Annotated in this window: 27 protein-coding genes, 1 other RNA gene and 1 other annotated feature; of the genes, 4 read left to right on the top strand and 24 right to left on the bottom strand. The window is 38.2% G+C overall.

The window, feature by feature from the left end:
* Positions 1 to 209 precede the first annotated feature (209 nt).
* From HII32_RS05230 to HII32_RS05215, 4 genes are all read right to left on the bottom strand, one after another.
* Positions 210 to 2051 (bottom strand): APC family permease, encoded by a 1842-nt coding sequence (locus HII32_RS05230; RefSeq protein ID WP_172189045.1) that lies wholly within the window; start codon positions 2049 to 2051, stop codon positions 210 to 212.
* A gap of 196 nt (positions 2052 to 2247) precedes the next feature.
* Positions 2248 to 3870, bottom strand: a complete 1623-nt coding sequence (groL, locus tag HII32_RS05225) for a chaperonin GroEL (protein ID WP_172189043.1) — start codon at positions 3868 to 3870, stop codon at positions 2248 to 2250.
* A 50-nt stretch (positions 3871 to 3920) separates the two neighbouring features.
* On the bottom strand, positions 3921 to 4205 hold the full coding sequence (gene groES, locus HII32_RS05220) for a co-chaperone GroES (protein ID WP_172189041.1): 285 nt from the start codon (positions 4203 to 4205) through the stop codon (positions 3921 to 3923).
* Between the two features lie 169 nt (positions 4206 to 4374).
* Positions 4375 to 5022, bottom strand: coding sequence for a redox-sensing transcriptional repressor Rex (locus HII32_RS05215; RefSeq protein WP_172189039.1), 648 nt, complete (start codon positions 5020 to 5022; stop codon positions 4375 to 4377).
* A gap of 155 nt (positions 5023 to 5177) precedes the next feature.
* On the opposite strand from HII32_RS05215, the gene abc-f reads away from it, so the two are divergent.
* Positions 5178 to 7109: a ribosomal protection-like ABC-F family protein gene (gene abc-f / locus HII32_RS05210; protein WP_172189037.1), complete on the top strand. Its 1932-nt coding sequence runs from the start codon at positions 5178 to 5180 to the stop codon at positions 7107 to 7109.
* 31 nt (positions 7110 to 7140) lie between these two features.
* Here the strand turns inward: abc-f and tsaD are convergent, their stop codons facing one another.
* The 16 genes from tsaD to HII32_RS05130 all read right to left on the bottom strand — a co-directional run bounded on the left by tsaD (position 7141) and on the right by HII32_RS05130 (position 17914).
* Complete coding sequence (gene tsaD, locus HII32_RS05205) at positions 7141 to 8169, bottom strand: tRNA (adenosine(37)-N6)-threonylcarbamoyltransferase complex transferase subunit TsaD (protein WP_172189035.1); 1029 nt, start codon at positions 8167 to 8169, stop codon at positions 7141 to 7143.
* A gap of 12 nt (positions 8170 to 8181) precedes the next feature.
* Positions 8182 to 8769, bottom strand: coding sequence for a ribosomal protein S18-alanine N-acetyltransferase (gene rimI / locus HII32_RS05200; RefSeq protein ID WP_172189033.1), 588 nt, complete (start codon positions 8767 to 8769; stop codon positions 8182 to 8184).
* Positions 8753 to 9475 carry a tRNA (adenosine(37)-N6)-threonylcarbamoyltransferase complex dimerization subunit type 1 TsaB gene (tsaB, locus tag HII32_RS05195; RefSeq protein WP_172189031.1) on the bottom strand — a complete coding sequence of 241 codons (723 nt, stop codon included), beginning with the start codon at positions 9473 to 9475 and terminating at the stop codon, positions 8753 to 8755. The genes rimI and tsaB overlap by 17 nt, the downstream gene beginning before the upstream one ends.
* A gap of 3 nt (positions 9476 to 9478) precedes the next feature.
* The gene (locus HII32_RS05190; RefSeq protein WP_172189029.1) at positions 9479 to 10228 is read right to left on the bottom strand and encodes an acyl-ACP thioesterase domain-containing protein; all 750 of its coding nucleotides are present in this window, start codon (positions 10226 to 10228) and stop codon (positions 9479 to 9481) included.
* Between the two features lie 12 nt (positions 10229 to 10240).
* A complete protein-coding gene (gene rsmI / locus HII32_RS05185) occupies positions 10241 to 11116 on the bottom strand; it encodes a 16S rRNA (cytidine(1402)-2'-O)-methyltransferase (RefSeq protein WP_172189027.1) in 876 nt (291 codons plus the stop codon).
* Positions 11117 to 11130: 14 nt separating this feature from the next.
* The gene (locus HII32_RS05180; RefSeq protein ID WP_172189025.1) at positions 11131 to 11460 is read right to left on the bottom strand and encodes a DNA replication initiation control protein YabA; all 330 of its coding nucleotides are present in this window, start codon (positions 11458 to 11460) and stop codon (positions 11131 to 11133) included.
* A gap of 19 nt (positions 11461 to 11479) precedes the next feature.
* Positions 11480 to 12478 carry a DNA polymerase III subunit delta' gene (gene holB, locus HII32_RS05175; protein WP_172189023.1) on the bottom strand — a complete coding sequence of 333 codons (999 nt, stop codon included), beginning with the start codon at positions 12476 to 12478 and terminating at the stop codon, positions 11480 to 11482.
* Positions 12479 to 12487: 9 nt separating this feature from the next.
* Positions 12488 to 12814 carry a cyclic-di-AMP receptor gene (locus tag HII32_RS05170; RefSeq protein WP_172189021.1) on the bottom strand — a complete coding sequence of 109 codons (327 nt, stop codon included), beginning with the start codon at positions 12812 to 12814 and terminating at the stop codon, positions 12488 to 12490.
* A complete protein-coding gene (tmk, locus tag HII32_RS05165) occupies positions 12814 to 13470 on the bottom strand; it encodes a dTMP kinase (protein ID WP_172190002.1) in 657 nt (218 codons plus the stop codon). The genes HII32_RS05170 and tmk overlap by 1 nt, the downstream gene beginning before the upstream one ends.
* 116 nt (positions 13471 to 13586) lie before the next feature.
* Entirely contained in the window at positions 13587 to 13859 is a 273-nt protein-coding gene (locus HII32_RS05160) for a YaaL family protein (protein ID WP_172189019.1), read from the bottom strand.
* Positions 13860 to 13868: 9 nt separating this feature from the next.
* A complete protein-coding gene (recR, locus tag HII32_RS05155) occupies positions 13869 to 14468 on the bottom strand; it encodes a recombination mediator RecR (RefSeq protein WP_172189017.1) in 600 nt (199 codons plus the stop codon).
* 19 nt (positions 14469 to 14487) lie between these two features.
* Positions 14488 to 14799, bottom strand: a complete 312-nt coding sequence (locus HII32_RS05150; protein ID WP_172189015.1) for a YbaB/EbfC family nucleoid-associated protein — start codon at positions 14797 to 14799, stop codon at positions 14488 to 14490.
* A 20-nt stretch (positions 14800 to 14819) separates the two neighbouring features.
* Entirely contained in the window at positions 14820 to 16559 is a 1740-nt protein-coding gene (gene dnaX / locus HII32_RS05145) for a DNA polymerase III subunit gamma/tau (RefSeq protein ID WP_172189013.1), read from the bottom strand.
* A 133-nt stretch (positions 16560 to 16692) separates the two neighbouring features.
* An RNA gene (ffs, locus tag HII32_RS05140) (signal recognition particle sRNA small type) lies at positions 16693 to 16779 on the bottom strand.
* Between the two features lie 16 nt (positions 16780 to 16795).
* The gene (gene tadA / locus HII32_RS05135; RefSeq protein ID WP_172190000.1) at positions 16796 to 17281 is read right to left on the bottom strand and encodes a tRNA adenosine(34) deaminase TadA; all 486 of its coding nucleotides are present in this window, start codon (positions 17279 to 17281) and stop codon (positions 16796 to 16798) included.
* An 18-nt stretch (positions 17282 to 17299) separates the two neighbouring features.
* A complete protein-coding gene (locus tag HII32_RS05130) occupies positions 17300 to 17914 on the bottom strand; it encodes a class I SAM-dependent methyltransferase (protein ID WP_172189011.1) in 615 nt (204 codons plus the stop codon).
* Between the two features lie 171 nt (positions 17915 to 18085).
* On the opposite strand from HII32_RS05130, the gene nrdH reads away from it, so the two are divergent.
* The 3 genes from nrdH to nrdF all read left to right on the top strand — a co-directional run bounded on the left by nrdH (position 18086) and on the right by nrdF (position 21565).
* Positions 18086 to 18316 carry a glutaredoxin-like protein NrdH gene (nrdH, locus tag HII32_RS05125; RefSeq protein ID WP_172189009.1) on the top strand — a complete coding sequence of 77 codons (231 nt, stop codon included), beginning with the start codon at positions 18086 to 18088 and terminating at the stop codon, positions 18314 to 18316.
* Positions 18317 to 18423: 107 nt separating this feature from the next.
* Complete coding sequence (gene nrdE, locus HII32_RS05120; RefSeq protein WP_172189007.1) at positions 18424 to 20589, top strand: class 1b ribonucleoside-diphosphate reductase subunit alpha; 2166 nt, start codon at positions 18424 to 18426, stop codon at positions 20587 to 20589.
* Positions 20590 to 20599: 10 nt separating this feature from the next.
* A complete protein-coding gene (gene nrdF, locus HII32_RS05115) occupies positions 20600 to 21565 on the top strand; it encodes a class 1b ribonucleoside-diphosphate reductase subunit beta (RefSeq protein ID WP_172189005.1) in 966 nt (321 codons plus the stop codon).
* A 38-nt stretch (positions 21566 to 21603) separates the two neighbouring features.
* Here nrdF and galE read toward each other — a convergent pair whose 3' ends face one another.
* From galE to rplA, 4 genes are all read right to left on the bottom strand, one after another.
* Positions 21604 to 22593 carry a UDP-glucose 4-epimerase GalE gene (gene galE, locus HII32_RS05110; RefSeq protein WP_172189003.1) on the bottom strand — a complete coding sequence of 330 codons (990 nt, stop codon included), beginning with the start codon at positions 22591 to 22593 and terminating at the stop codon, positions 21604 to 21606.
* 102 nt (positions 22594 to 22695) lie between these two features.
* On the bottom strand, positions 22696 to 23061 hold the full coding sequence (gene rplL / locus HII32_RS05105; protein WP_172189001.1) for a 50S ribosomal protein L7/L12: 366 nt from the start codon (positions 23059 to 23061) through the stop codon (positions 22696 to 22698).
* 36 nt (positions 23062 to 23097) lie between these two features.
* Positions 23098 to 23610, bottom strand: coding sequence for a 50S ribosomal protein L10 (gene rplJ / locus HII32_RS05100; RefSeq protein WP_343034665.1), 513 nt, complete (start codon positions 23608 to 23610; stop codon positions 23098 to 23100).
* A 28-nt stretch (positions 23611 to 23638) separates the two neighbouring features.
* Positions 23639 to 23753, bottom strand: a sequence feature (ribosomal protein L10 leader region).
* Positions 23754 to 23827: 74 nt separating this feature from the next.
* The gene (rplA, locus tag HII32_RS05095; RefSeq protein WP_172188997.1) at positions 23828 to 24520 is read right to left on the bottom strand and encodes a 50S ribosomal protein L1; all 693 of its coding nucleotides are present in this window, start codon (positions 24518 to 24520) and stop codon (positions 23828 to 23830) included.
* Positions 24521 to 24608: the final 88 nt, after the last annotated feature.

Here is a 24608-nt window from a genome sequence, read left to right as displayed (position 1 = left end):
TCCTTCCACCAAGTATAGTTTTAAGTTTTTACTGATCGACAGCTATAATATTCCTCTAATTTGAAAGCGTCAATAACATTACTGATAAATTAAGCCGAAATCTTTAAAAAACTTTTTATTCCTGCCATAAAACGCCCACAATCAATAAAAAAACGACCCCTATCAAATTGATATGAGGTCGTCAAAATTATTAGTATGAACTTAATGAACTACTCTTTAAGGTGATAATTATAAGTAGCAATAATCATATTTTGTCGTGAATTTAAGGTTGCTCGTAAACGTAACCCGGTTTGGTTATGCAAGATTTGCTCCCAACGATGTTTAGGAACAAATTGTGGTACTAACACAGTAGTGGAGTAGTTACGATCTTCTGCCCGTTTAGCAATCACATCACAGAAACGCAAGGTTGGCTGTGCAATTGAACGATAAGACGAATGAATATCGACAAAACGCACATCTGGGAATTCTTTCTTAAATTCTTCAGAGGTTTCCTTTTCTTTTTCTGGATTAGAATCAAACGAAACATGCATTGCAATAACGTAATCACCGATTGATTGTGCGTAGCTAATCGCTTTTGAAGTTACCCTAGTAACACCGCTGACCAAAACAATGACGGTTGAACCGTCAAAATGATGAGTGTTGGCAATTTTATGGGCTTCTTCTTCCACTCGCAGTTGTTCAGCCACTCGAATATAGTGGCCATGAATTTTATAGAACATTCGCAAAATAATTGGCATCACAATTAGATATGGCCAAACATTTTCGAAACGAAGTAAGAATAAGAACACTACCAGTGCTAGTGAGATAAAAGCTCCCACAAAGTTAATTGTGGCCTTTAGCAACCAGTTTCTACCCTTATTCCGACGCCAATGAATGATCATTCCTGATTGTGACAAGGTAAATGGCACGAACACCCCAACCGCATATAGTGGAATCAATGAACTAGTCTTACCACCAAATAAAATGATTAAAGCAATGGCTCCAATGGCCAATGAAATAATCCCGTTAGAATAACCCAACCGATCACCCTTATCAAGATAAGCGTGAGGCAAGAATTTATCTTTAGCCAAATTATAAGCTAAAATTGGAAAGGCAGAGAAACCAGTATTTGCGGCCACAGCCAAAATCATCGCTGTTGAAAGTTGTAGGAGATAATAGATCGCTCCATGGCCAAAAACGCCTTCACCAATTTGGGAAAGAACCGTTTCATGACTACTTGGGACAATTCCCATGTAATAACTCAAATAAGTAATTCCACCAAAGAATACCGCTAAAATAGTCGCCATAATAGCTAACGTTGCTGAGGCATTATGACTTTTCGGTTTCTTAAAGTTAGGTACCGCATTACTAATCGCTTCCACCCCAGTTAAGGATGATGAGCCTGATGAAAAGGCCCTAAAGAAGAGCACTAATGTCATTCCTTGAACTTGTTGGTTAATTTGGGCAGCCGCATGATACTCAATATTACCAGTCAGAATGTTATATAAACCATAAACAATCATAAAAATGATCATAATAATAAATAAATAAACTGGTAATGTCAAAAAGCTAGCTGATTCTCGAATACCACGAAGATTTAACAACATAATACCAACAACAATCAAACAAGAAATTAAAACTTGATGACTATATAACGCCGGAATAGCAGACGTTATGGCTTCAGTTGCTGATGTCGTGGAAACAGCTACTGTCAGCATGTAATCCACTAATAAAGAGCCACCTGCAACCAAACCAGCCCCCTGGCCCCAGTTGGTACTTGCAACCACGTAGGCCCCTCCACCTGAAGGATAAGCATGAATGATTTGTTGATAAGATAACGTAATGGCTGCTAATAAAACTAGCACCAAAGCCGCTACCCAGACTTGATACATCAAGGCTGCCATTGATAATGTGATCAATACAGTCGTAATTTGCTCCGTCCCATATGCAACTGATGACAATGCATCAGAAGATAACAGTGCTAATGCCTTAAACTTAGTTAAAGCTTGACCACCTTCATCAGCGGTTTTTAAAGGCTTTCCAATTAAAACCCGCTTTAAATAATGCCACATAGCAAATAACTCCTTTAACCTCTGTTAAAATTTTAAAAACTCCACGGATCGTCTCCTATGCAGTGTCTCGAACCCTAGAATCATAATACTAAATAATTATAAACACAAGCTATTATTCTATTAAACCACAAATAATTAGAAACAACAAAAAAACGCCCATTCGGACGTTTTTTTGTTAAAGCTATTAATATTAAAACTACATACCCATTCCGCCAGGCATTCCAGCAGGAGCCATTGGACCATCATCAGTCTTTGGTTCATCAGCAACTACTGCTTCAGTGGTTAATAATAATGCGGAAACAGAGGCAGCATTTTGAAGAGCTGAACGAGTTACTTTGGTAGGATCAACGATTCCGTCATCAATCATGTTTTCAAACTTACCATTAGCGGCATTGTAACCAATACCTGGTTTTTCACCCTTAAGTTTTTCAACAATCACTGAACCTTCAACCCCAGCATTTTCAGCAATTTGACGTACTGGTTCTTCTAAAGCACGAAGCACAATCTTAACACCAGTACCTTCGTCACCGTCAGCTTCAATCTTGGCCACATCAGGAATAGCATTAATTAAGGCAGTACCACCACCAGATACGAAGCCCTCTTCAACCGCAGCACGAGTTGCGTTTAAGGCATCTTCAATCCGATATTTCTTTTCTTTTAATTCAGTTTCAGTAGCAGCACCCACACGAATAACTGCAACCCCACCGGTCATCTTAGCTAAACGTTCCTTTAACTTATCACGGTCAAAGTCTGAGCTAGTAGCTTCGATTTGATTTTTAATTTCATCAACACGAGCAGCGATTTGATCTTTGTTACCAGCACCTTCAACGATCATCGTATTATCTTTAGTAACGTTGACCTTACCGGCTTGGCCCAATTGATCAATAGTGGTGTCTTTTAAGTTAAGACCCAAATCGTCAGTAATGACAGTTCCACCAGTTAAAACAGCGATGTCTTGTAGTTGTTCCTTACGACGATCACCAAAACCAGGAGCTTTTACAGCTACGACGTTAAAGGTTCCACGCATTTTGTTAAGAACCAAGGTTGGAAGAGCTTCACCACCGATATCATCGGCAATGATTAACAATGAACGACCTTGTTCAACAATTTGTTGAAGTAATGGTAAAACATCTTGGATATTAGTAATCTTCTTATCAGTTAGCAAGATATATGGATTATCCAAATTTGCTTCCATTTTTTCGTTGTCAGTTACCATGTATTGTGACATGTAACCACGGTCAAATTGCATACCTTCTACAACGTCTAAGCTAGTATCAACTCCACGTGATTCTTCAATTGTAATTACGCCGTCATTACCAACTTTGTCCATTGCGTCCGCAATCAATTCACCAACTTCTTCGTTAGCTGAAGAAATTGAAGCGATTTGAGCAATGTCATCTTTTGATTTCACTTCATGTGACATCTTGTGAAGGGAATCAACGGCTGCCCGTGTAGCCTTTTCGATTCCGCGACGGATTCCCACTGGGTTAGCACCAGCAGTAACGTTTTTCATTCCTTCGTTTACAATGGCTTGAGTTAAAACAGTTGCCGTAGTGGTACCATCACCAGCGACATCATTAGTCTTAGAAGCCACTTCAGAAACTAACTTAGCCCCCATGTTTTCAAAATGATCTGGTAAATCAATTGCCTTGGCAATAGTGACACCATCATTAGTAATAGTTGGAGTTCCTGCAGTTTGTTCCAAAACTACGTTGCGGCCTTTAGGACCAATGGTAGTTTTAACGGTATTTGCTAATTTATCGACACCCTTAAGCATAGAATTACGGGCATCTTCTGAAAATTTAATTTCTTTTGCCATGTTTCTATTCACCTCAAAGTTTTCTTTTTATTATTAAAATGGATTAAAAACTATTCCACGATTGCTACAATGTCTTTTTCATGTAGTACTAAGTATGATGTTTCATCATAATTAACTTCTGTACCGGCATACTTATCAAACATAACAATATCACCGGTTTTAACTACTGGAGCGACCTTTTGGCCGTTATCCAAAACGCGACCATCACCAACAGCTACTACTTTACCTGTTTGTGGTTTTTCTTTAGCATTACTTGCTAAAACGATACCGCCAACGACGGTTTCTTCTTCTTCTTGCGTTTCAATGATTACGCGATCTCCTAATGGTTTTAACACGTTAACCCCTCCATCATTTTAAACATTATTAGCATTGTTAGCACTCTTTTGTTAGTAGTGCTAAACACTGTTTATAATATATAATCATTTGTCCGCAAATGCAAGTCTTTTTACCTGAAAAATAAAAAACCCAAGCGTTTTCAATGTTATCAAAACGCTTGGAAATTAATTATTCATAATTATCAATAAAGTAAATTAGAGTTTGTAATTCATTAGTTAAATCAACATTTTGTACTCGAACATTTTCAGGTACTGCTAATCGTAACGGTGTAAAGTTTAAAACTCCCTTAACGCCACTTTCAACAGCCTCGTCAGTCACTTCTTGAGCTACAGCCGTTGGTACTGTTAAAATAACCACTTGAATTTGTTGATCACGCAATTGTTGCTTTAATTCTGTCATGGGATAAATGGGCACCCCAGCTTGAATTGTATTAACGATTTTGTCGTTAACATCAAATGCAGCTGAAATACGAACATTGCTGTCTTTATGAAAATTAAAGTTTAACAAGGCGTGGCCTAAATTACCAACCCCTACTAAAGCAACGTTAGTTAAATGTCCTTGATTTAAAATTTCAGTGAAAAAGGCTAACAAATTATCAACATCGTAACCATATCCGCGTTTACCTAAAGCACCAAAATAGGAAAAATCACGTCTGATGGTAGCAGAATCAACCTGAACTGCATCAGCTAACTCCGTTGAAGAAATTCGTTTAGTACCAGCATCATGTAAAATATTTAAATAACGATAATAAATCGGCAACCGTTTGGCTGTTGCCTTAGGAATGTTTTCAGCAACCACTTGTGAATCCTCCTGCATATGTATTTATATTTTATACTTTGTGAAAATCTCTTTAGCGTCTATTTTACCATATTCGGCTATTTTGTGAAAATTAATTCAATTTTATTGTTCATTATTTCCGCCAGCAATATGATAAAATATAGAGATTAGCATAGTCAGAAAGGAATTTCATCGTGATAATTCTACAAGCACAAGATATCGCCAAACGTTTTGGCGCAGAAACTTTATTTGATAACGTCAATTTAACTGTACAAGATAATAGTCGAATTGCCCTAGTTGGGCGTAACGGAGCTGGAAAATCCACCTTGGTTAAAATGATAATGGGAGTTTCCAATATCGATAGTGGCCAAATTACTGAAAAAAAAGATTTAACCATCGGTTACCTAGCTCAAGATACTGGATTACAGTCTACTAAAACCATTTATGCCGAAATGGAATCGGTTTTTGAACCATTAAAACAAATAGAGCAACAAATTCACGAAATCGAGCAACAAATGGGTACTACCACCGATACCAAAGAATTAGAACAACTATCAACTAACTATGATCGCCTGCAGACGCAATTTAGTGACCAAAACGGTTATGGTTATCAAGCAGAAATTCGTGGTGTCTTACATGGCTTTGGGTTTGATAGCGATAGATATGATCACAAAATTAGCGAACTATCTGGTGGTCAAAAAACTCAATTGGCCTTAGCCAAATTACTTTTAGAACAGCCCGAATTACTGATCTTAGACGAACCAACCAACCATTTGGATGTGGAAACCATTACTTGGTTAGAAGGTTACGTTAAAAAATATAGTGGTGCGTTATTGATCATTTCTCATGATCGTTATTTCTTAGACCAATTAGTCAATGAAGTCTATGAAATGGCCCACCACACGCTTCATCATTATAAAGGTAACTATACTAGTTACGTGGAACAAAAAGCGGCGATTGAAGTTCAACAGACCAAGGCCTATGAAAAACAACAATCAGAAATCAATAAATTACAAACATTTGTGGACAAAAATATTGCTAGAGCTTCATCATCCAAGCAAGCCCAAGCTCGTCGTAAACAACTCGAAAAAATGGAACGATTAGAAAAGCCAACTGCCGATGATAAAGTAGCTCGTTTCGCCTTTACCGGCAGACGCCAAAGTGGCCATAATATCTTAAAAGTGACGGATGCAGCCGTGGGTTATGACCAGCACCCCCTCGCAGAACCTATTAATTTAGAAATTACTAACAACCAAGCGGTAGCTATTGTAGGCCCCAACGGTGTCGGTAAATCAACCCTTTTAAAGAGTATCTTAGGAAATATTCCGTTAATTCATGGAACGATTAATTGGGGCACTGGCGTGGATATTGGCTACTACGATCAAGAGCAACAAAATCTCCATCCGGCCAAAACCGTTTTAGCTGAATTATGGGATGATCATCCAACCACTCCTGAAAAAGATATTCGCAGCATCTTAGGCAGTTTTCTTTTTTCTGGTGATGATGTCGCTAAATTAGTGGGCGATCTTTCTGGTGGTGAAAAAGCCCGCTTACTTTTAACCAAGTTGGCGATGCGCCATGATAACTTTTTAATTCTCGATGAACCTACTAACCATTTAGATATCGATAGTCGAGAAGTCCTAGAAACAGCCTTAAACCAATTCACCGGTACTATTTTATTTGTATCTCATGATCGTTACTTTATTAACCGTGTAGCTACTTCCATCACCGAAATTAGTGCTACTGGTAGTACTAATTATCTAGGTAATTATGATTATTACGTTGAGAAAAAGGATGAACAATTAGCCCTTCAAGCCCACAATGAGGAATTAAATGCACCAACAGAAAAATCAGTGGCACAACCAACTACTAATTACGCTATTAATAAACAGGCTCAAAAAGAACGGCGTAAAATAGAACGACAAGTTAAGTCATTAGAACAACAAATGGAACAACTAGAGCAGCATAAAGCCGAATTAGCAGAACAAATGGCAGATACGGCTCAAACTGACTATCAAGAATTGGGCAGATTACAAGACGAAGTCGCAGCTACCCAAACTGAAATTGACGAAGTAGAACTCAATTGGACCGAAACAAGCCTAAAATTAGAAGAATTTGACCAATAAAAAAGCAATTCCATTTACTGGAATTGCTTTTTTATTCTGTTGGTTCCAACCATTCAAATTCTAGACTGGGAACTGCGTTCAAGCTGGCATCAGCAAAAACCTGATGACGATATAATTCTTCACCAACTGCTCCAATCATCGCCGCATTGTCACCACATAAATTAAGTGGTGCTAATACCAATTTAGTATTAGTAAACGCCTCTAATTCTTTTGTTAAACGACTCCGGATTCCTTTGTTAGCAGCCACTCCACCAGCCAAGATTAACTGCTTAACTGGAAATTTCGTTAATGCTTTAACCGTTTTATCGGCTAAAACATCTACTACTGCAGCTTGAAAACTAGTAGCTAAATCAGCCTTATTTAAGGTCTCACCAATTTGGTCAGCATGATGAACCGTGTTAATAAAAGCACTTTTTAGTCCACTAAAGCTAAAATCAAAGTTATCCTCATGATCCATGGCTCTTGGAAAATTAAACGTATCCTTTCCTTGATGAGCCAATTCATCAACTTCTTTACCAGCAGGGTAATTAATACCTAGAACCCGCCCAATTTTATCATAAGCCTCACCAGCAGCATCATCTCTAGTTTCACCAATAATTTTAAAATCATTTTCTGTGGCCATATAAACTAATTCCGTATGCCCACCAGAAACTACTAAGGCCAGCGCTGGAAATTCAATCGGTTCAACAAATCGAGCCGCATAAATATGGCCAGCAATATGATTAACCGGAATTAATGGTAAATTATGGGCCCAAGCTACTGTTTTAGCAGCAGTTACTCCAATAAGCAAAGCTCCCACTAATCCTGGACCATACGTCACGGCCACTGCATCTAGGTCGTCATAAGTGACCCCTGCCTCATTCAAGGCATCTTGAATACACAAGGTGATTTCTTCAATATGATGACGGCTAGCAACTTCTGGGACTACTCCCCCAAATCGTTGATGACTCTTAATTTGAGTTGCGACGATGTTAGATAAAATGCGATTACCATTTTCGATTACCGCCACTGACGTCTCATCACAACTCGTTTCAAATGCTAATATTAAATTTCGTGCCAAAAGAACTCTCCTCTATTCCTCAATCCCAGGTTCTTCGGTTAAATCCATGACCATATCAATGGCATCTTCATGGTCATCATTATAATAGCCTTTTTTAATACCGGCTTCTCTAAAACCTAGGTCCTTATAAAGACTACGAGCTTTTTCATTACTAACTCGAACCTCTAACGTAACTTTATTAAATTCTAATTCACGGGCTTTTTTAACAATTTTGGCAATCAAAAAATAACCTAATCCGTGATCTTGGAAATTAGGTGCTACTGCCACATTCGAAATATGGCAATCTTTTGTTTCAAAGTTCAAATTACAACCAATAAAGGCTACTAACCAATCATTTCGACGTAACACCAAGTAAAAGCGGTCCTGTTTACGAGAAATTTCATTTTGAAACGCCTTGTCATCCCATGGCGTTTGCCCCCCATAAACAGCTCGTTCAATGCCCAATATTTCCGGAATATCAGGAATCACCGCTTTGGCTAGAAAATAGTCTAGCCCATTAATCGTCACCTCGTGATTTTTAATATCTAGGTACCGATCTCGGAGCCGATCTTCCTTATTATCAAAATTTTGGTTCAGCCAATTTTTAAACTTTTTCCACATAATTACCATCACCCGCTTCAGGATGTTCCTTTCGCCAATCCGCTTCTGCTTTGGTTAATCTTAAATAATTAGGAACCACTGTGCCAACTACTTTGACTGGTTCCAGTTGCTGGCCATAAATTCCTAACTTTGCTGCATTAGGAATATTCATTAATTCTGATCTAAAAGAAATTCGTTCGCCTAATTGTTCCTTCATTATAGAAGTAAAATTATTAATTTCACCCAGCGCAATGATAGGTAACGTCTGCTGCTTTAACTTAGGCAACCAATCAACTAAATTAATATGTTGATCTTCAATCACCGGTATTAATTCGTTATCGTGCCACCGATACAACCCAGTAAACATATTTTGATTACGTCCATCAAAAATAGGATTAATCAAAACATCTGGGCGACTTTCGTTTAACGCTAGTGATAATAAGCTAGAAACGGTGACTATTTCGATATTTAAAGTGGAACTCAAGGTTTTAGCCAAAGTAACCGCCATACGAATTCCCGTATAAGAGCCAGGGCCATAAGCAACAACTATTCGTTGTAGGTCTGTAGGTGTTAATTCAGCTCTAGCGACTAATTCTTCCACAATCGGTAGTAAAAATTCCGCGTGTTTTCTGTGAGTGGTCAACGTGGTAGTGGCCAATAATTGTTTTCCATCCAAAACGGCCACGGTTAACGGCCGATTAGACGTATCGATTGCTAATGTAATCATTTTTTACCCTTTCTCGGTGGAACGCCATTTAATTTCTGCATTAGCAGACACAGTTTCACCATCTTTTATTTCATGACGGGAAATGGTCTGCTCTTCGTTCTTTATTAATTGAAGATGGCTATCAATCATTTCGCCATAGCGAACCTCATTTTCGAAACGAATATCAATATGTTCCGGCGTATGAGTCGCTAAAAAGGTTAATGGTAACGTGTCGGCCACCCATTCTAAGTAGTGAGCATTATTAACATGACCGTTAAAGTCAATATCGCTGTAGCGAACTTGATACCGTTTTTGTTTCGTAATTTCAGTTAAAGTAGTGGGTTTTGGTAACCGTGGTATCCGTTTTACCGCCTCAGATTCATAAGCTGCCACTATTTCAGTAGGAATTGAAACTAATTTTCGAGTTTTTTCATTGATCATGACCCAAATACTTTGTACTTGAACAATTCGATTACCGGCTTGATCATTGATCCAAAATTTTCTAAACGCAAAAAAACGATTGTAAGAAGTCCCTTCAGTCGTAATTGTAATATTTTCATCAACCTTAGGCATCCGGACCACATCGATAGAATAAGAAGTCACAACCCAACCGAGATCGTCTTGACCTAATACTTCGTGACCAACCCCCAAAAACCGACTTTGACCTTCCGAAGCCAATACTAACACGTTTAACAACATAGCCATTGTCATTTGGTTAGTGATGTCACCTTCATAATACAAAACTTGATGGTTTATTTGGTATTCTTTCGCCACTTTTTTCCCCTCTTAATCTATGTTATGAAATTGATTATACACGGATTGGCGCTTTAAGTTACGTTCTTTAGCTACCGTTTTAATGGCAGCATTTACTGCCATTCCTTGTTCGATATATTGTTGGATCTGTTCAGTAACTGGTAACAAAGAAGTTGGTTCATCTGCTAACACTTCAGGATGGTCATTACCAGCGACAATAATGACGAATTCTCCGCGAATTTGTTCTTCATTCGCCCATTGCAATAACTCAGCGAGCGTGCCCCGAATAAATTCTTCATGTTTTTTAGTTAATTCTCGACCCAAAGCAGCCTGCCGATTTGGTCCAAATTCACTAACGAAATTCTTCAATGTTTTTTTGATTCGATGCGGTGCTTCATAATAAATACTGGTAACTCTTACCTGAGCTAATTGTTTTAATTCCGCTCGTTGTTCTTTATCCTTACGCGGTAAAAAACCATAAAAATAAAACGGCTGAGGTTCAATGCCAGACGCAATGAGCGCAGTTAATCCAGCATTAGCTCCTGGTAGTGGTACAACTGGAATATTTTCACTAACACAAGCTTTTACTAATTCTTTACCAGGATCACTAATAGAGGGCATCCCGGCATCACTTACTTGAGCAATCGAAATACCGGCTTTTAGCTTGGCCACAAATTCAGGAATTCGTTCAGCCGTATTATGCTCATGAAAACTAATTTGGTGGGTTTCAATTTGAAAATGATTTAACAGTTTTTGCGTGTTACGGGTATCTTCAGCTGCAATTAAATCAACTGTTTGCAACGTTTCTACTGCTCTAAATGTCATATCCCCCAAATTACCAATCGGAGTGGGCACCAAATACAGTGTCCCTAATTGCCCATGATTATCAAAACTTTGTTGTGTTTCCAATTATTTTCTCCTAACTAACGCCGCCCGTAAATTATGTCCATACAAAAAATACAATCTTCGCCATCCTCACGGTGTTTACCATAAAATTGACTGCAAACATGAAAACCTTCATTATATAGGTTCTCCAGATTTTGCCGTGATTGGGATAAATGTTCTTCGCCATCATCATCTTTAGCTTCCATCTGGTTAATTCGCTCTCGTAAATGCTGATTTTCAATTTCTAGTTCGGCATTTTCTTCCAACACATTGGTTAGTGATTCATGCAAACTAACAAACTGACTAGTTACATGGGCCAGTTCTTCTTCCACATCTTGCAACGCCTGGTAAGCATCTTTTCTATTCAATTCTACCACCCTAACTTTTTCATTTACTGAATAATGTCAATATTTTTAAGGTTTTGGCTTCCAAGATATTTTGAAAGCCAACATTTACATCTAAAGCCGCGTTAATTGTCAACAACTCATCGATTGCTGCTAATAATTGACTGGTAGTAATTTGACTAGCCACCTTACTAATCACTGGTTTAGCGGATTGAAATCTAATCGAATCAAGTGCAGCCGAATTGTATTTACATAGTAAGGTATCTTGCCAAATAGTTACTATTAAATCAAGGGCTAACCGTTGCTGCGTGCGGTTAGTTAGTAACGGCATAATTTCCATTTGAACAATGGGTAGCGCTAACTTATTACCTGCTGTTAAATACTCAAACCACTTAATTAATTGATTACTAAGTTTATAAAACCAATCGTCTTGAACCCACTCTTCAATCTGGGGCAAACTATTAGTTAATGATAAAAGTAGATCACGTTGACTAGGTGGTACCCCTAAATTTGTTAATGATTGAATGAGTAACTGATTGTCTACTCCGTTAAAATCTACTACTTGAGTTCTAGAAACAATCGTTGGTAAAATCAGTTGTTTTTCCGGGCTAATCAAGAAAGTAGTGACAGTACCTATGGGTTCTTCGATGAATTTAAGTAAACTATTGGCCGCTCCGACTGTCATCTTTTCTGCATTTTCAATAATAAAAACTTTTTGGCTTCCTTCAACAGCACTGGTAGAAAATTCTGCTTTAATATGTCGAATTTGGTCCACCTTGATACTGAGACCATCTGGCTTGGTCATCACCACATCCGGATGCTCACGAGCCAAAATTCGACGACATTCGGTACACTCACCACACGGGCGATTATCAATCACATTAGTACAAAACAGTCGCATCGCAATGAGCATCGCTACTTCTAGTTCACCAGCACCGACCTCACCTGTAAATAAGTAAGCATGCGATAAGTGTTTTTGCTGCACTATTTCCATAAATTGCTTCACAATTTCTGGTTGGGTTTTACTGATTTCTTCAATCATTTTTGACTCCTAAAATTGGTGAAAAGAATCCAATGGGACCACCATCACCGTTGCACCACCCACTTGAACTTCAATTGGAAAAGGTTGATCAACTGGCTCATTACTTAAGGTGACTGGTGGGGTCATATAACTTTGTCGAGCCGAACAGGTTTCTTTGATTAAATCTAAAACTTTAGGAACCCGTTCTTCATCAATTGCTACAAAAAAGGTACTATTGCCCGCTCTTAAAAAACTACCGGCAGTAGCGAACTTTGTCGACATAATATCATGGGCAATAAAAACTGATCTTAATTTACCTGCATCTTTATCTTGAACAATTGCAATTACTAATTTCATCAAATTTCCTCCTCAGTAAAATACTCTGGAGCAACTAATTTTAGTTGATTCATGGTCGCTTCAACTACCAGCTTTAATGGCTGGGTAGCATCAATGATAATGTAACGGTTTGAATCAGCCAAGGCAAGGCGATCATAAGCAGCATGAACCCGTTCATAAAAATCAATTGTTTCCACGTCTAAGCGATCAATTTGCTCTTGACGATGAGCAGCAATACGTTTTAAGCCGACCTTCACCGGGATATCAAAATAGATAGTTTTAAACGGCAAGACCCCATCAGTAGCAAATAAGTTAATATCGGCCACCTTAGTTTCTCCAATTTTTCGACCGGCCCCTTGATAGGCAATAGAACTGTCAACGTAACGATCACATAGGACTAACTTGTCATCTGCTAACGCCGGCAAAATAGTACTAACTAAGTGTTGGCGACGAGAAGCCGCATATAACAAAGCTTCAGTTCTAATATCCATAGTGGTATTTTGGCGATTTAAAATTACTTCGCGAATCTGTTCTGAAATAAAATCGCCACCTGGTTCTCTTGTAATTAATAATTTTTGTTGCAGTTGTGGAGTTAGTCGTTTAGCAACCGCGTTGAGAACCGACGTTTTGCCAGCCCCATCGGTTCCCTCAAAACTGATAAATTTCCCCGTTTGCATAGTACTAATTCCTTTCATTTCCATAAAAAAAGAGCGATTATTCCCATCTTCAATACCAGCGGATATTTACATGTTCGCTTGCTCGGTACGGGATTATCACTCACCTTTATTTAATATTATTCAAACGTTTCTGAATCATGATTAATGACTGATGACTGAATAGTATGGTTACGCACCTGTCTTATTCGAGCTTCTTGGTAAATAAAAAAATATTTTTGCTTAGCCAGTTGCGTTTCCAGCTCTAAATCCTGGTCAACTTTGCCATCGGCCACAGCACGTTGAGTCTGTTGATCATGATCCCAATCTTCTTTTAAGTCATTAACTAATTCGAGTAACCGTTCATCATAATCAGTTTTGACATTATAACGATGAAAAAGTGATAAAAACATGGCTATCTCCTAAATTTCAGTCCGACCTTCAACGGCCTTAAATAACGTCATTTCATCAGCATATTCAATATCAGCTCCAACCGAGAGTCCATGAGCTAATCTAGTCACCTTAATTCCCGCCGGCTTAATCAAACGACTTAAATACATAGCAGTAGCTTCACCTTCTGGCGTAGCATTAGTAGCGACGATAACCTCTTTAACCGCTTGATTTTGTTGTAGTCGGGTAATCAAAGATTTTACGTTTAAGTCTTCTGGTCCCTTACCATCAATTGGTGAAAGCACCCCATTTAATACGTGATAAAGGCCATGGTACTCGTTCATTCTTTCCATCACCATTACATCTTTTGGTTGCTCAACTACTAAAATTTGAGATTGATCACGAGTTTTATCAGTGCAGATTTCACACGGATCGGCTTCGGTGATGTTACCACATATGGAACAGAAATGAAGATCATCCTTAGTCGCTACTAACGCTTTGGAAAAGTTCTTAACGTCAGTTTCATTCATATCAATAGTATAAAATGCCAAACGAGTGGCCGTTTTACTACCAATACCAGGCAGCTTCATATAACTATCAATCAACTTCGCGATTGGTTCTGGATATTGCATTTAATAACCTTCTTTATTATTACATTCCCGGGATACTGTTTTTATATTTACCATAAGTATCTTCAGTGGCTTTTTCAACTTGGCTTAATCCGTCATTAACTGCTGTTAATACTAAGTCAGCCAACATTTCTGGATCATCTGGGTCAATAGCTTCCGATTTAATGTCTAAATCAACTAATTTGCGTTGGCCATTAAAAGTAGCACTTACTAAATCACTAGGGGCTTTGCCAATAAAGGTTTGTTCGTTTAACTTAGCCTGTTCATCAGCCAATTGAGCTTGCATTTTTTTCATTTGCTTCATCATTTTGTTCATGTTCATACCGTTCATCATAGAAAATTTCCTCCATATTATTAATCATTTTTAATTTCTAAGACATCCATCCCAAACAAGTCTTTGGCCTTAGCCACGATAGGTTCTTCTTTGGGAGTCATCTCATCGCTTGGTTGGGATTTATCTGTTTTGGGTGTACCGGTTTGAGTTGCCGGTGCTTTGTGGTTAGCCAAATAATCTTTTCTAATTTGTGGCCATTCACTATCAGGGACAAATACTACCTTTAAAGATACCCCTAACAAACGATCTAAGCCATTTTCTAACGCATCCACTAATTCTTGATCAGATTGAGCTTTTTGAAATAAAAAGGAATAATCAAAAGCCACAATAACCCCACTATCACTCGCCGCAACTGGCTTTGATACGTGCATTACTGCTCGTTGCGTCACCGAAAGCATATTCATCAAATCTGTCCAGACACTTTGTTGTTGCTCTAAATCTTTTCTAGTAGCATGATCTAGAACCGGATAGACTTGTTTTAATGATACCGTTGGTCCTTTATTGCCTGCCACACGGGGCTTGGACTTAGTTTGAGGAGCAACTTTAGCGGTAGTTATCGGTGCCGATTGCACCTTAGCTAATTGTTGCTGTAAATCACTAATTTGTTGTTGCAAATCAGTCACTTGTTGTGCTAATTGAGAGTCGTTAACCGGTGTAGTCTCAACTGTATTATTAGGTTGCAGATGAGTTAATTTAACCGTTAAAACTTCCAAGTACACGTCTGGATGGGTCGTGTATCTCATTGAGTTTGCCACATCATTAAGTTCATCAATCATTTGATAAATCTTTTCGGCCGCAATTTTTTCACTCAACTGTTTGAAATCATCATCGATAATTCCTAATTCCATTTCAGTGACCATTTCAGCATCCTGTTGAAATAATAACAAATTTTGACAATAGGAGGTTAAATCTTCAATGAATCGTTGGGCATCTTTACCTTCATTTAAAACTGCTTGAACCGTTATTAGAGCCGCTTTGGTTTGTTGCTGCGTCACTTGTTTTAAATAATCCAATAATAATTGATTAGTGACACTCCCAGTAACTTGCAAAGCGTTCTCATAGGTCACCGTTCCATCACCATAAGACATCGTTTGATCCAAAATGCTTAACGCATCTCGCATTCCTCCCTCAGCTGCCTTAGCAATGACTTTAAGGGCCTGATCGTCGTAAGATACTGTTTTTTGCTGCAAAATAAATTGCATTCGTTGCAAAATATCAACGGCTTTAATTCGTTTAAAATCATAACGTTGGGTCCGCGAAATAATAGTGGCCGGAATTTTATGTGGTTCCGTAGTTGCTAAAATAAAAATTACATTAGCTGGTGGTTCTTCTAAAGTTTTTAATAATGCGTTAAAAGCTCCAGTCGATAGCATATGAACTTCATCGATAATATAAACCTTGTAATCAGCCTGAGTGGGAGCATATTTCACTTTATCTCTGATATCACGAATCTCCTCCACCCCATTATTTGAAGCGGCATCAATTTCAATGACATCATTTAAGCTACCTTCATTAATTGCCACACAGGTTTCGCATTCGTTACAAGGCTCACCATCTGTTAAATAATGGCAATTGACCGCTTTCGCAAAAATTTTAGCTGCAGAAGTTTTCCCGGTTCCCCTTGGACCAGTAAACAAGTAAGCGTGACTTACTTGTTTCGTAATGAGTGCATTTTTTAACGTTTTAGTAATTATCGTTTGTCCCACAATTTCGTCAAAACGTTGTGGCCGCCAAACTCGATACAAAGCTTGATAACTCATTACAATTAACTCCTTTTTTTAAACTCAATTCCATTAAAACATCTAAATAATTATAGTATGAAATAGTCATTTTGACCATGCTTTGAACCGAAATAAAAAAACTCCCAGCTAATAAGCTAGGAGCTAAATGGCAAAAAACAAGAGACACAAAGTCAAGAATACTTAGTGCTGCTTCCTTCCGGATCTGACACGGTTCGTAAATCAACTTTTGCCTCAAGGCCTTACGGCAAGAATAATCATAACTTATTTTCTGGAAAAATGCCAGTTTTTTTCTGTTTTTCTTGTTTATGCCGCTTTCGGGCAGCTTTAAAAAAGTTTTTCATTATTTGACCAGCTTCCTCTGCCATGATTCCTTCTTGCAGTCCTACTTGATGATTCAAACGATCATCTTCTAGTACCTCGTATAAGCTTTTAGCAGCCCCAGCCTTTTGGTTACGGGCACCAAAATAAACATTACTTAATTGGGCGTTAATAATTGCTCCCGCACACATGACACAAGGCTCAATAGTGACGTATAAATCACAATCAATAAGTCGCCAACTATTTAAATTTTGATTGGCTTCTTGAATAGCTAATACTTCAGCATGGGCAGTAGCATCTTGCAGGTGTTCACGTAAATTATGACCTCTGCCAATGATTTGATCATGATGAACCACTACCGCCCCAATTGGTACTTCTCCAATTAAAGCTGCTTTTTGGGCTTCTTGTAATGCTGCTATCATATACTTTTCGTTCACAGTTTAATCTTCCTTGATGCTTTCTAAAATATAATACCCTTTACTTCGTTTTAGAATGCGGCAATTGCCAAAGACCTGTTCCATCAACTTTTGAGCCGAAGGAGCACCTTGCTTTTTTTGCAACACCACTGTGAGCCGGCCACCTGTAGTTAAATGATCATAGGCTCCGGCAATCATAGCATCCACTACTTTTTTACCGGCTCTCACTGGTGGATTGGTAATAATTGCGGCAAATTGGGTATTTGGTACTTGATCGTAAATATCACTAACATGAATCTTAACGTTGTTTACTTGATTATTGGCGGCATTTTGTTGTGCTAATTCAACTGCTCGTTCGTTAATATCCACCATCTCAATTTGGCGATCCGGTAATTCCGTAGCTAAAGTGATCCCTAACGGACCATAGCCGGTTCCCAAATCCAAAAGATCACCACTAGGTAAATCAACTAGCTCAACGTTATCAATTAATACCCGACTACCATAGTCCACTCGATTTTTAGAAAACACTCCGTTGTCCGTAGTGAACGTAAAGTGGTGCCCTCTTAAGTCATAAGACCAAGAATTTAACTCGTGTTGAACGATCGGATTACTAGAATAATAGTGTTGCTGTTCGGTCATATTTTTATCTCTCCAAATTTTTAAAAATTAGTTTAACGGTTACAATCGCCATATATAGTGTTTTATTACAATTTAATCACAATATATGGTGTGCTTTGGAATTGCTTTTTACTTTATTTGGTGTAAACTGAATTCATAACAAACGTTTCGAAAAAGGATGGTGAATTCAAAATGGCAAAAGTAACATTGTACTCAAAAAATAACTGCATGCAATGTAAGATGACAAAGCGTTACCTTGCAGAACATAACGTTGATTTTGAAGAACACAACATTAACGAGCAACCTCAATTTATCGATTATCTAAAGGACCGGGGATTTCAATCCGTTCCCGTAGTTGAAATTGAAGGCACTCCTGCTTTTAGTGGTTTCCGTCCTGATCAACTTCAAGCCGTAGCTAACTAAAAACAGCTCAGTGATTTTAATTTTAACATAGATACGCTACTAGCAAACAGGCGAAACCAAAATTTGGGATCGCTTATTTTTTTTAATAAACGAAAGCGGGTTTTTCAATGTCATTAAGCAAATTAGAAAATGTTACTTACTTTGATTTAAATAACCAAATTAATATCCCTGTTAATGGTCAAATTCCATTACAAAAAGACCAAGAAGCCTTGGCTGCCTTTTTAAAAGAAAACGTTGCACCCAACATGGTACAGTTTGACTCGTTACAAGAACGATTCGACTACTTAATAGATAACCAATACTATGAGGCTGATTTTGTTAACAAATATCCGTTTGAGTTCATTGAAAAGCTATATGCTTACTTAAATGAAACGGATTTTCACTTCAAATCATTTATGGCTGCTTACAAGTTTTACGCACAATATGCGCTAAAAACTGATGATAATCAACACTATTTAGAAAGTTTTATCGATCGGGCTGCTGTTAACGCCCTTTACTTTGCTAATGGCGACCAACAGTTAGCAATGGATCTTGCCGCTGAAATCATTAATCAACGTTATCAACCAGCCACCCCTAGTTTTTTAAATGCTGGGCGCAAGCGACGTGGTGAGCTAGTTTCTTGTTTCTTAATTCAAACTACAGATAACATGAATACGATTGGCCGCACAATTAACTCAGCATTACAACTTTCCCGAATTGGTGGCGGGGTTGGCATTAATTTAACTAATCTACGGGCTGCTGGCGACCCTATTAAACATATTGAAAATGCCGCTTCTGGGGTTGTGCCAGTTATGAAGTTACTAGAAGATAGTTTTTCATACTCTAATCAATTGGGACAACGTCAAGGTGCCGGCGTAGTTTATTTAAATCTGTTTCATCCTGATATTATTTCCTTTTTGGGAGCTAAAAAGGAAAATGCCGACGAAAAAATTCGTTTAAAAACACTATCCTTAGGTGTCATTGTTCCGGATAAGTTTTATGAACTGGCCGAAAAAAATGCAGATATGTATCTATTTAGCCCATATGATGTTGAACGTGAGTATGGTCAGCCATTTGCTTACATTGATATCACTAAAGAATACGATCACTTAGTGGCTAATGACAAAATTAAAAAAACAAAAATTAAAGCCCGTGATTTAGAAAACGAAATTAGTAAATTACAACAGGAATCGGGTTATCCTTACGTAATTAATATTGATACGGCTAATCAAACTAACCCAATTAATGGTAAGATTACTATGAGTAATCTATGTTCTGAAATTTTACAGGTACAAACTCCTTCTACCGTTAACGATCGGCAAGAATATACTCAGTTAGGTAAAGATGTTTCTTGTAATTTAGGATCTACAAATATTAATAACCTAATGACTTCACCAGATTTTGGTCACTCGGTTGAAGCGATGGTCCGTGCCTTAACTTTTGTCACTGATAACTCAAATATTGACGTGGTACCTTCCATTCAAAAAGGTAACCGCGAAGCTCATTCAATTGGTTTAGGAGCCATGGGGCTTCATAGTTTCTTAGCTCATAATCATATTGATTATGGTTCTAAAGAGTCAATTGAATTTACTAATACTTATTTTATGTTATTAAATTACTGGACACTAAAAGCTTCTAATCAAATTGCCAAAGAACGAAACGAAACCTTTGTTGATTTTTCTAAGAGCAAATATGCCGATGGCAGTTACTTTACTAAGTACTTAAACCAGTCATACGCTCCAGTTTCTGATAAAATAAAAGCATTATTTGGTGATATCTTTATCCCTACCGAAAATGATTGGCGCGCTCTACAACAAGCAGTCATGCAAGATGGTCTTTATCACCAAAATCGATTGGCCGTGGCTCCCAACGGTTCTATTTCATATATCAATGATACTTCGGCTAGTCTACAACCGATTATTAATCGCATTGAAGAACGCCAGGAATCTAAGATCGGTAAAATCTATTATCCAGCTCCTTATCTTTCTAACGATACCTTGCCATATTATCAATCAGCTTATGATATTGACATGCGTAAAGTAATTGATATTTATGCCGCCGCTCAAGAACACGTTGATCAAGGAATGAGTATGACCCTATTCATGCGGTCAACCATTCCCGCTGGACTATATGAATGGAAAAATGGTCGAACCGATAAAATGACCACTCGGGATTTAAACATTTTAAGAAACTACGCCCATAATAAGGGTATTAAATCAATTTATTACATTCGAACGTTTACCGACAATAACGAAGAAGTCGGGGCTAATCAATGTGAAAGTTGTGTAATCTAAGGAGTAAATTATGACAGAAAATTATCGTGCAATTAATTGGAACGCAGTCGATGATGCCATTGACAAAGCCACTTGGGAAAAATTAACCGAACAATTTTGGTTAGATACCCGAATTCCATTGTCTAATGATCTTGGCGACTGGCGGACGTTGGATGATGATCATAAATGGGTAGTTGGTCATGTGTTTGGTGGATTAACCTTACTCGATACCCTCCAATCTCAAGAAGGTATGGCTTCTTTACGTAAAAACACCGTGACAATGCATGAAACTGCAGTCTTGAATAATATTCAATTCATGGAATCCGTTCATGCCAAAAGTTATTCATCCATTTTTTCCACCCTTAATTCACCAGAAGAAATTGATGAAATTTTTGATTGGACTGATACTGAAGAATTCTTACAAAATAAAACTATTAAAATTAAAGATATTTATCAAAACGAAACCAATCCCCTAAAGAAAAAGGTCGCCAGCGTTTTTCTAGAAACCTTCCTCTTTTACTCAGGCTTTTACACACCACTTTGGTATCTCGGTCACAATAAACTGGCTAATGTGGCTGAAATCATTAAATTAATTTTACGAGATGAATCTGTGCACGGTACCTATATTGGTTATAAATTTCAAATTGGTTTTAACCAATTATCAGAACAGGAACAAAGCGAAATGAAAGATTGGATGTACGACTTTATGTACCGCTTATACGGAAACGAAGAAAAATACACCCACTTACTTTACGACCAAGTTGGTTGGACTGAAGATGTTTTAACTTTCATCCGTTATAATGCTAATAAGGCCCTTATGAACCTTGGCCAAGATCCACTCTTTCCGGACACTAACGAAGACGTAAATCCAATTGTTATGAACGGTATTTCTACTACTACCGCTAACCACGACTTCTTTTCTCAAGTGGGTAATGGATACCTACTGGGACAAGTTGAATCAATGGAAGATGATGACTATAATTTTGGTAAAAAATAAATAAAAAACACCACTATCTTAAAGATAGCGGTGTTTTTTTAATCTTCATAACCATTAGGATGGGTTTGAGTCCATTGCCAAGCTGTCGCAATGATTGACTCGACGTCATCATATTGTGGTTGCCAATTTAAAATCTCTCGAGCAGCCTGACTAGCTGCCACTAGCGTACTAGGATCACCAGCTCGTCTTGGTCCCATTTCCGCTGGAATTGGTTGACCAGTTGCTTTACGAGCCGCTTGTAACATTTCCAAGTTAGAAAAACCGGTTGATGAGCCTAAATTAAACGCCTGACTATTATTACCTTCTCGCAAATAATTTAACGCTAAAATATGGGCATCTGCTAAGTCCATAACGTGCACGTAGTCACGAATACAAGTGCCATCAGCCGTATCGTAATCATTACCGTAAATAATTAATTTATCGCGTTTACCAGCAGCCACCTCTAAAATAATTGGTACCAGGTGCGTTTCTGGATGATGATCTTCACCAATGCTACCGTCTGCTTTAGCACCGGCCACATTGAAATAACGTAATGCTACAAACTTAATTCCATACGCAACGTCACACCAATGCATAATTTGTTCCATCATTAACTTGCTAGCACCATAGGGATTAGTGGGCTCTTGATCCGCATTTTCACTAATAGGAACTGATTTGGGCTCACCATAAGTAGCAGCTGTAGAAGAAAAAACAATTTTTTTAACATCGTGATCTTTCATTACTTCTAACAGAGTAATAACGCCACCAGTATTATTATCGAAATATTTTAACGGTTCTTGCATCGATTCTGGAACAATTGAAAAAGCGGCAAAATGAATCACCCCTTCAACATTTTCTTGATCAAAAACTTGATTCATAAATTCTTTATCTCGGACATCACCTTCATAAAAACGAGCTTTTGAATTAACGGATTGACGGTGACCAGTAATTAAGTTATCAACTACCGCTACATCTTCGCCGGCTTCCACTAAACGATCCACCGTATGAGAACCAATGTAACCAGCACCACCTAATACCAAAACTGACATTCTACTTCCTCCAATTATCTATGTATGAACCTATTTTGCACTTAATTGAATTTTTTGGCAAATAAAAAAAGCCTACCATAGTGGTAGACTTTTTTAGCGAAATTACTTAAGAGTAACTACGCCACCAACTTCTTCAAGTTTAGCCTTGATGTCGTTAGCTTCGTCTTCAGAAACGCCTTCTTTGATGATTGAAGGTACGCCATCAACAAGACCTTTAGCATCTTTCAAGCCAAGACCAGTGATTTCACGAACGGCCTTAATAGCCTTAACCTTTTGGTCACCAGATTCAGTCAATTCAACATCGTAAGAATCCTTAGCGCCATCATCAGCACCAGCAGCACCAGCAGCAGCTACAGGAGCAGCAGCTGAAACACCGAATTCTTCTTCGATTGAGCTAACTAAGTCGTTTAAGTCAGTAATTGAAGCTTCTTTTAATTGAGCAATAATGTTGTCTTTATCAAAAGCCATTGTATTTTCCTCCATATAATTGGAATTTATTGTTGACTAGGCAGCGTCGCCATCGTCAGATTCTTTTTTTTCTGCAACTGCCTTAACGGCGTATGCAACGTTACGTACAGGTGCTTGAAGAATATTTGCCAATGTAGACAATAGTTCTTCGCGACTTGGTAAAGTAGCGTAGGTAGCAATTTCTTCTACTGAAGCAACCTTGCCGTCGATAATACCACCTTTAAGTTCCAAGGCTTTAGCAGTCTTAGAGAAGTTGTGCATTACCTTAGCGGCAGCGATTGGATCGTCAGAACCAAATGCAATAGCAGTTGGTCCAACAAATGTATCCTTTAAATCATCAAAGCCAGCTTTTTCTGCAGCGCGTGTCAAAATCTTGTTTTTGATAACTTTCATTGAAACGCCAGATTCACGTAATTGCTTACGTAATTCAGTAACTTCGGCAACAGTAAGTCCCCGGTAGTCAACTACAACAACTGATGATGCGTTATTGAATTTTTCAACAACTTCATCAACTAATTTAGCTTTAGTAGCAATAGCTTGTTCACTCACGAATTTCACCTCCCAAAATTTTCGTTGGGATTTAATAAAAAAATCCCTATGCCGCCAAAAAGACATAGGAAAGAAACTTTTTCCTCGGCAGGAATAATTAAGGCTTGCGCCTCCTGAGTCTTAGGGCAGATATATAACAGATAGAATCATACCACATGGTTTGACTATCGTCAATATAGGGATTTTTTCGAGAATTAATTCCAACTAGTGCTAAGAATTACATTGCGTCGATATCAAGTTCGACACCAGGGCCGAATGTTGATGAAATCGAAACGTTTTGGATGTAAGTACCACGAACAGCAGCTGGACGGGCACGAACAATAACGTCAGCAATGGTCTTAATGTTACCAGCCAATTTGTCGGCATCAAATGATACCTTACCAACTGGGACAGCAACGTTTCCGTCACGGTCAGTCCGGTAAGTAACCTTACCAGCTTTAGAGTCTGAAACGGCCTTCGTTACATCCATAGTAACAGTACCAGTCTTAGGGTTTGGCATCAAACCTTTAGGTCCCAATACTCGACCAAGACGACCAACTTGAGCCATCATGTCTGGAGTAGCGATAGCAACGTCAAAGTCCAACCAGCCATCTTGAATTTTTTCAACTAAGTCAGCTTCACCAACAAAGTCTGCACCGGCTGCTTCGGCTTCTTTAGCCTTATCACCCTTTGCAAATACGACAACAGTTTGTTCTTTACCAGTACCATTAGGTAGAACAACTGCTCCCCGTAGTTGTTGATCAGCTTGTTTAGTATCAACGTTTAATTTAAATGCGATACTTACTGTATCGTCAAATTTAGCAAAGTCAATTTTTTTAACTAACTCAACTGCTTCTGACAAAGCGTATTTCTTATCTTGATCAATTTGCTTTACAGCATCTTGATATTGTTTTCCTCGTTTACGAGCCATGTGTGTTTTCCTCCTTGCATTGTGGTATAACGGTTAAACCTCCCACGTGACGCGTCAGCAACGCATCGTAGGTACATTTTTGGGTTAA

It is taken from the genome of Lentilactobacillus kribbianus (genome assembly GCF_013184075.1).
Taxonomy (GTDB): domain Bacteria; phylum Bacillota; class Bacilli; order Lactobacillales; family Lactobacillaceae; genus Lentilactobacillus; species Lentilactobacillus kribbianus.
This window is presented reverse-complemented; position numbering and strand designations above follow the sequence as displayed.

Bases quoted from the DNA above. Each gene is read 5' to 3' on its own strand.
- tsaB (WP_172189031.1), bottom strand. From the start codon at position 9,475: ATGATTACATTAGCAATCGATACGTCTAATCGGCCGTTAACCGTGGCC.
- groL (WP_172189043.1), bottom strand. From the start codon at position 3,870: ATGGCAAAAGAAATTAAATTTTCAGAAGATGCCCGTAATTCTATGCTT.
- rplA (WP_172188997.1), bottom strand. From the start codon at position 24,520: ATGGCTCGTAAACGAGGAAAACAATATCAAGATGCTGTAAAGCAAATT.
- HII32_RS05170 (WP_172189021.1), bottom strand. From the start codon at position 12,814: ATGAAATTAGTAATTGCAATTGTTCAAGATAAAGATGCAGGTAAATTA.
- recR (WP_172189017.1), bottom strand. From the start codon at position 14,468: ATGCAATATCCAGAACCAATCGCGAAGTTGATTGATAGTTATATGAAG.
- galE (WP_172189003.1), bottom strand. From the start codon at position 22,593: ATGTCAGTTTTGGTATTAGGTGGTGCTGGTTACATTGGTTCTCATACG.
- HII32_RS05130 (WP_172189011.1), bottom strand. From the start codon at position 17,914: ATGACCGAACAGCAACACTATTATTCTAGTAATCCGATCGTTCAACAC.
- nrdE (WP_172189007.1), top strand. From the start codon at position 18,424: ATGTCATTAAGCAAATTAGAAAATGTTACTTACTTTGATTTAAATAAC.
- rplL (WP_172189001.1), bottom strand. From the start codon at position 23,061: ATGGCTTTTGATAAAGACAACATTATTGCTCAATTAAAAGAAGCTTCA.
- nrdH (WP_172189009.1), top strand. From the start codon at position 18,086: ATGGCAAAAGTAACATTGTACTCAAAAAATAACTGCATGCAATGTAAG.
- HII32_RS05150 (WP_172189015.1), bottom strand. From the start codon at position 14,799: ATGATGAACGGTATGAACATGAACAAAATGATGAAGCAAATGAAAAAA.
- nrdF (WP_172189005.1), top strand. From the start codon at position 20,600: ATGACAGAAAATTATCGTGCAATTAATTGGAACGCAGTCGATGATGCC.
- HII32_RS05230 (WP_172189045.1), bottom strand. From the start codon at position 2,051: ATGTGGCATTATTTAAAGCGGGTTTTAATTGGAAAGCCTTTAAAAACC.
- HII32_RS05215 (WP_172189039.1), bottom strand. From the start codon at position 5,022: ATGCAGGAGGATTCACAAGTGGTTGCTGAAAACATTCCTAAGGCAACA.
- rimI (WP_172189033.1), bottom strand. From the start codon at position 8,769: ATGTGGAAAAAGTTTAAAAATTGGCTGAACCAAAATTTTGATAATAAG.
- HII32_RS05160 (WP_172189019.1), bottom strand. From the start codon at position 13,859: ATGTTTTTATCACTTTTTCATCGTTATAATGTCAAAACTGATTATGAT.
- tmk (WP_172190002.1), bottom strand. From the start codon at position 13,470: ATGCAAACGGGGAAATTTATCAGTTTTGAGGGAACCGATGGGGCTGGC.
- holB (WP_172189023.1), bottom strand. From the start codon at position 12,478: ATGATTGAAGAAATCAGTAAAACCCAACCAGAAATTGTGAAGCAATTT.
- dnaX (WP_172189013.1), bottom strand. From the start codon at position 16,559: ATGAGTTATCAAGCTTTGTATCGAGTTTGGCGGCCACAACGTTTTGAC.
- tadA (WP_172190000.1), bottom strand. From the start codon at position 17,281: ATGATAGCAGCATTACAAGAAGCCCAAAAAGCAGCTTTAATTGGAGAA.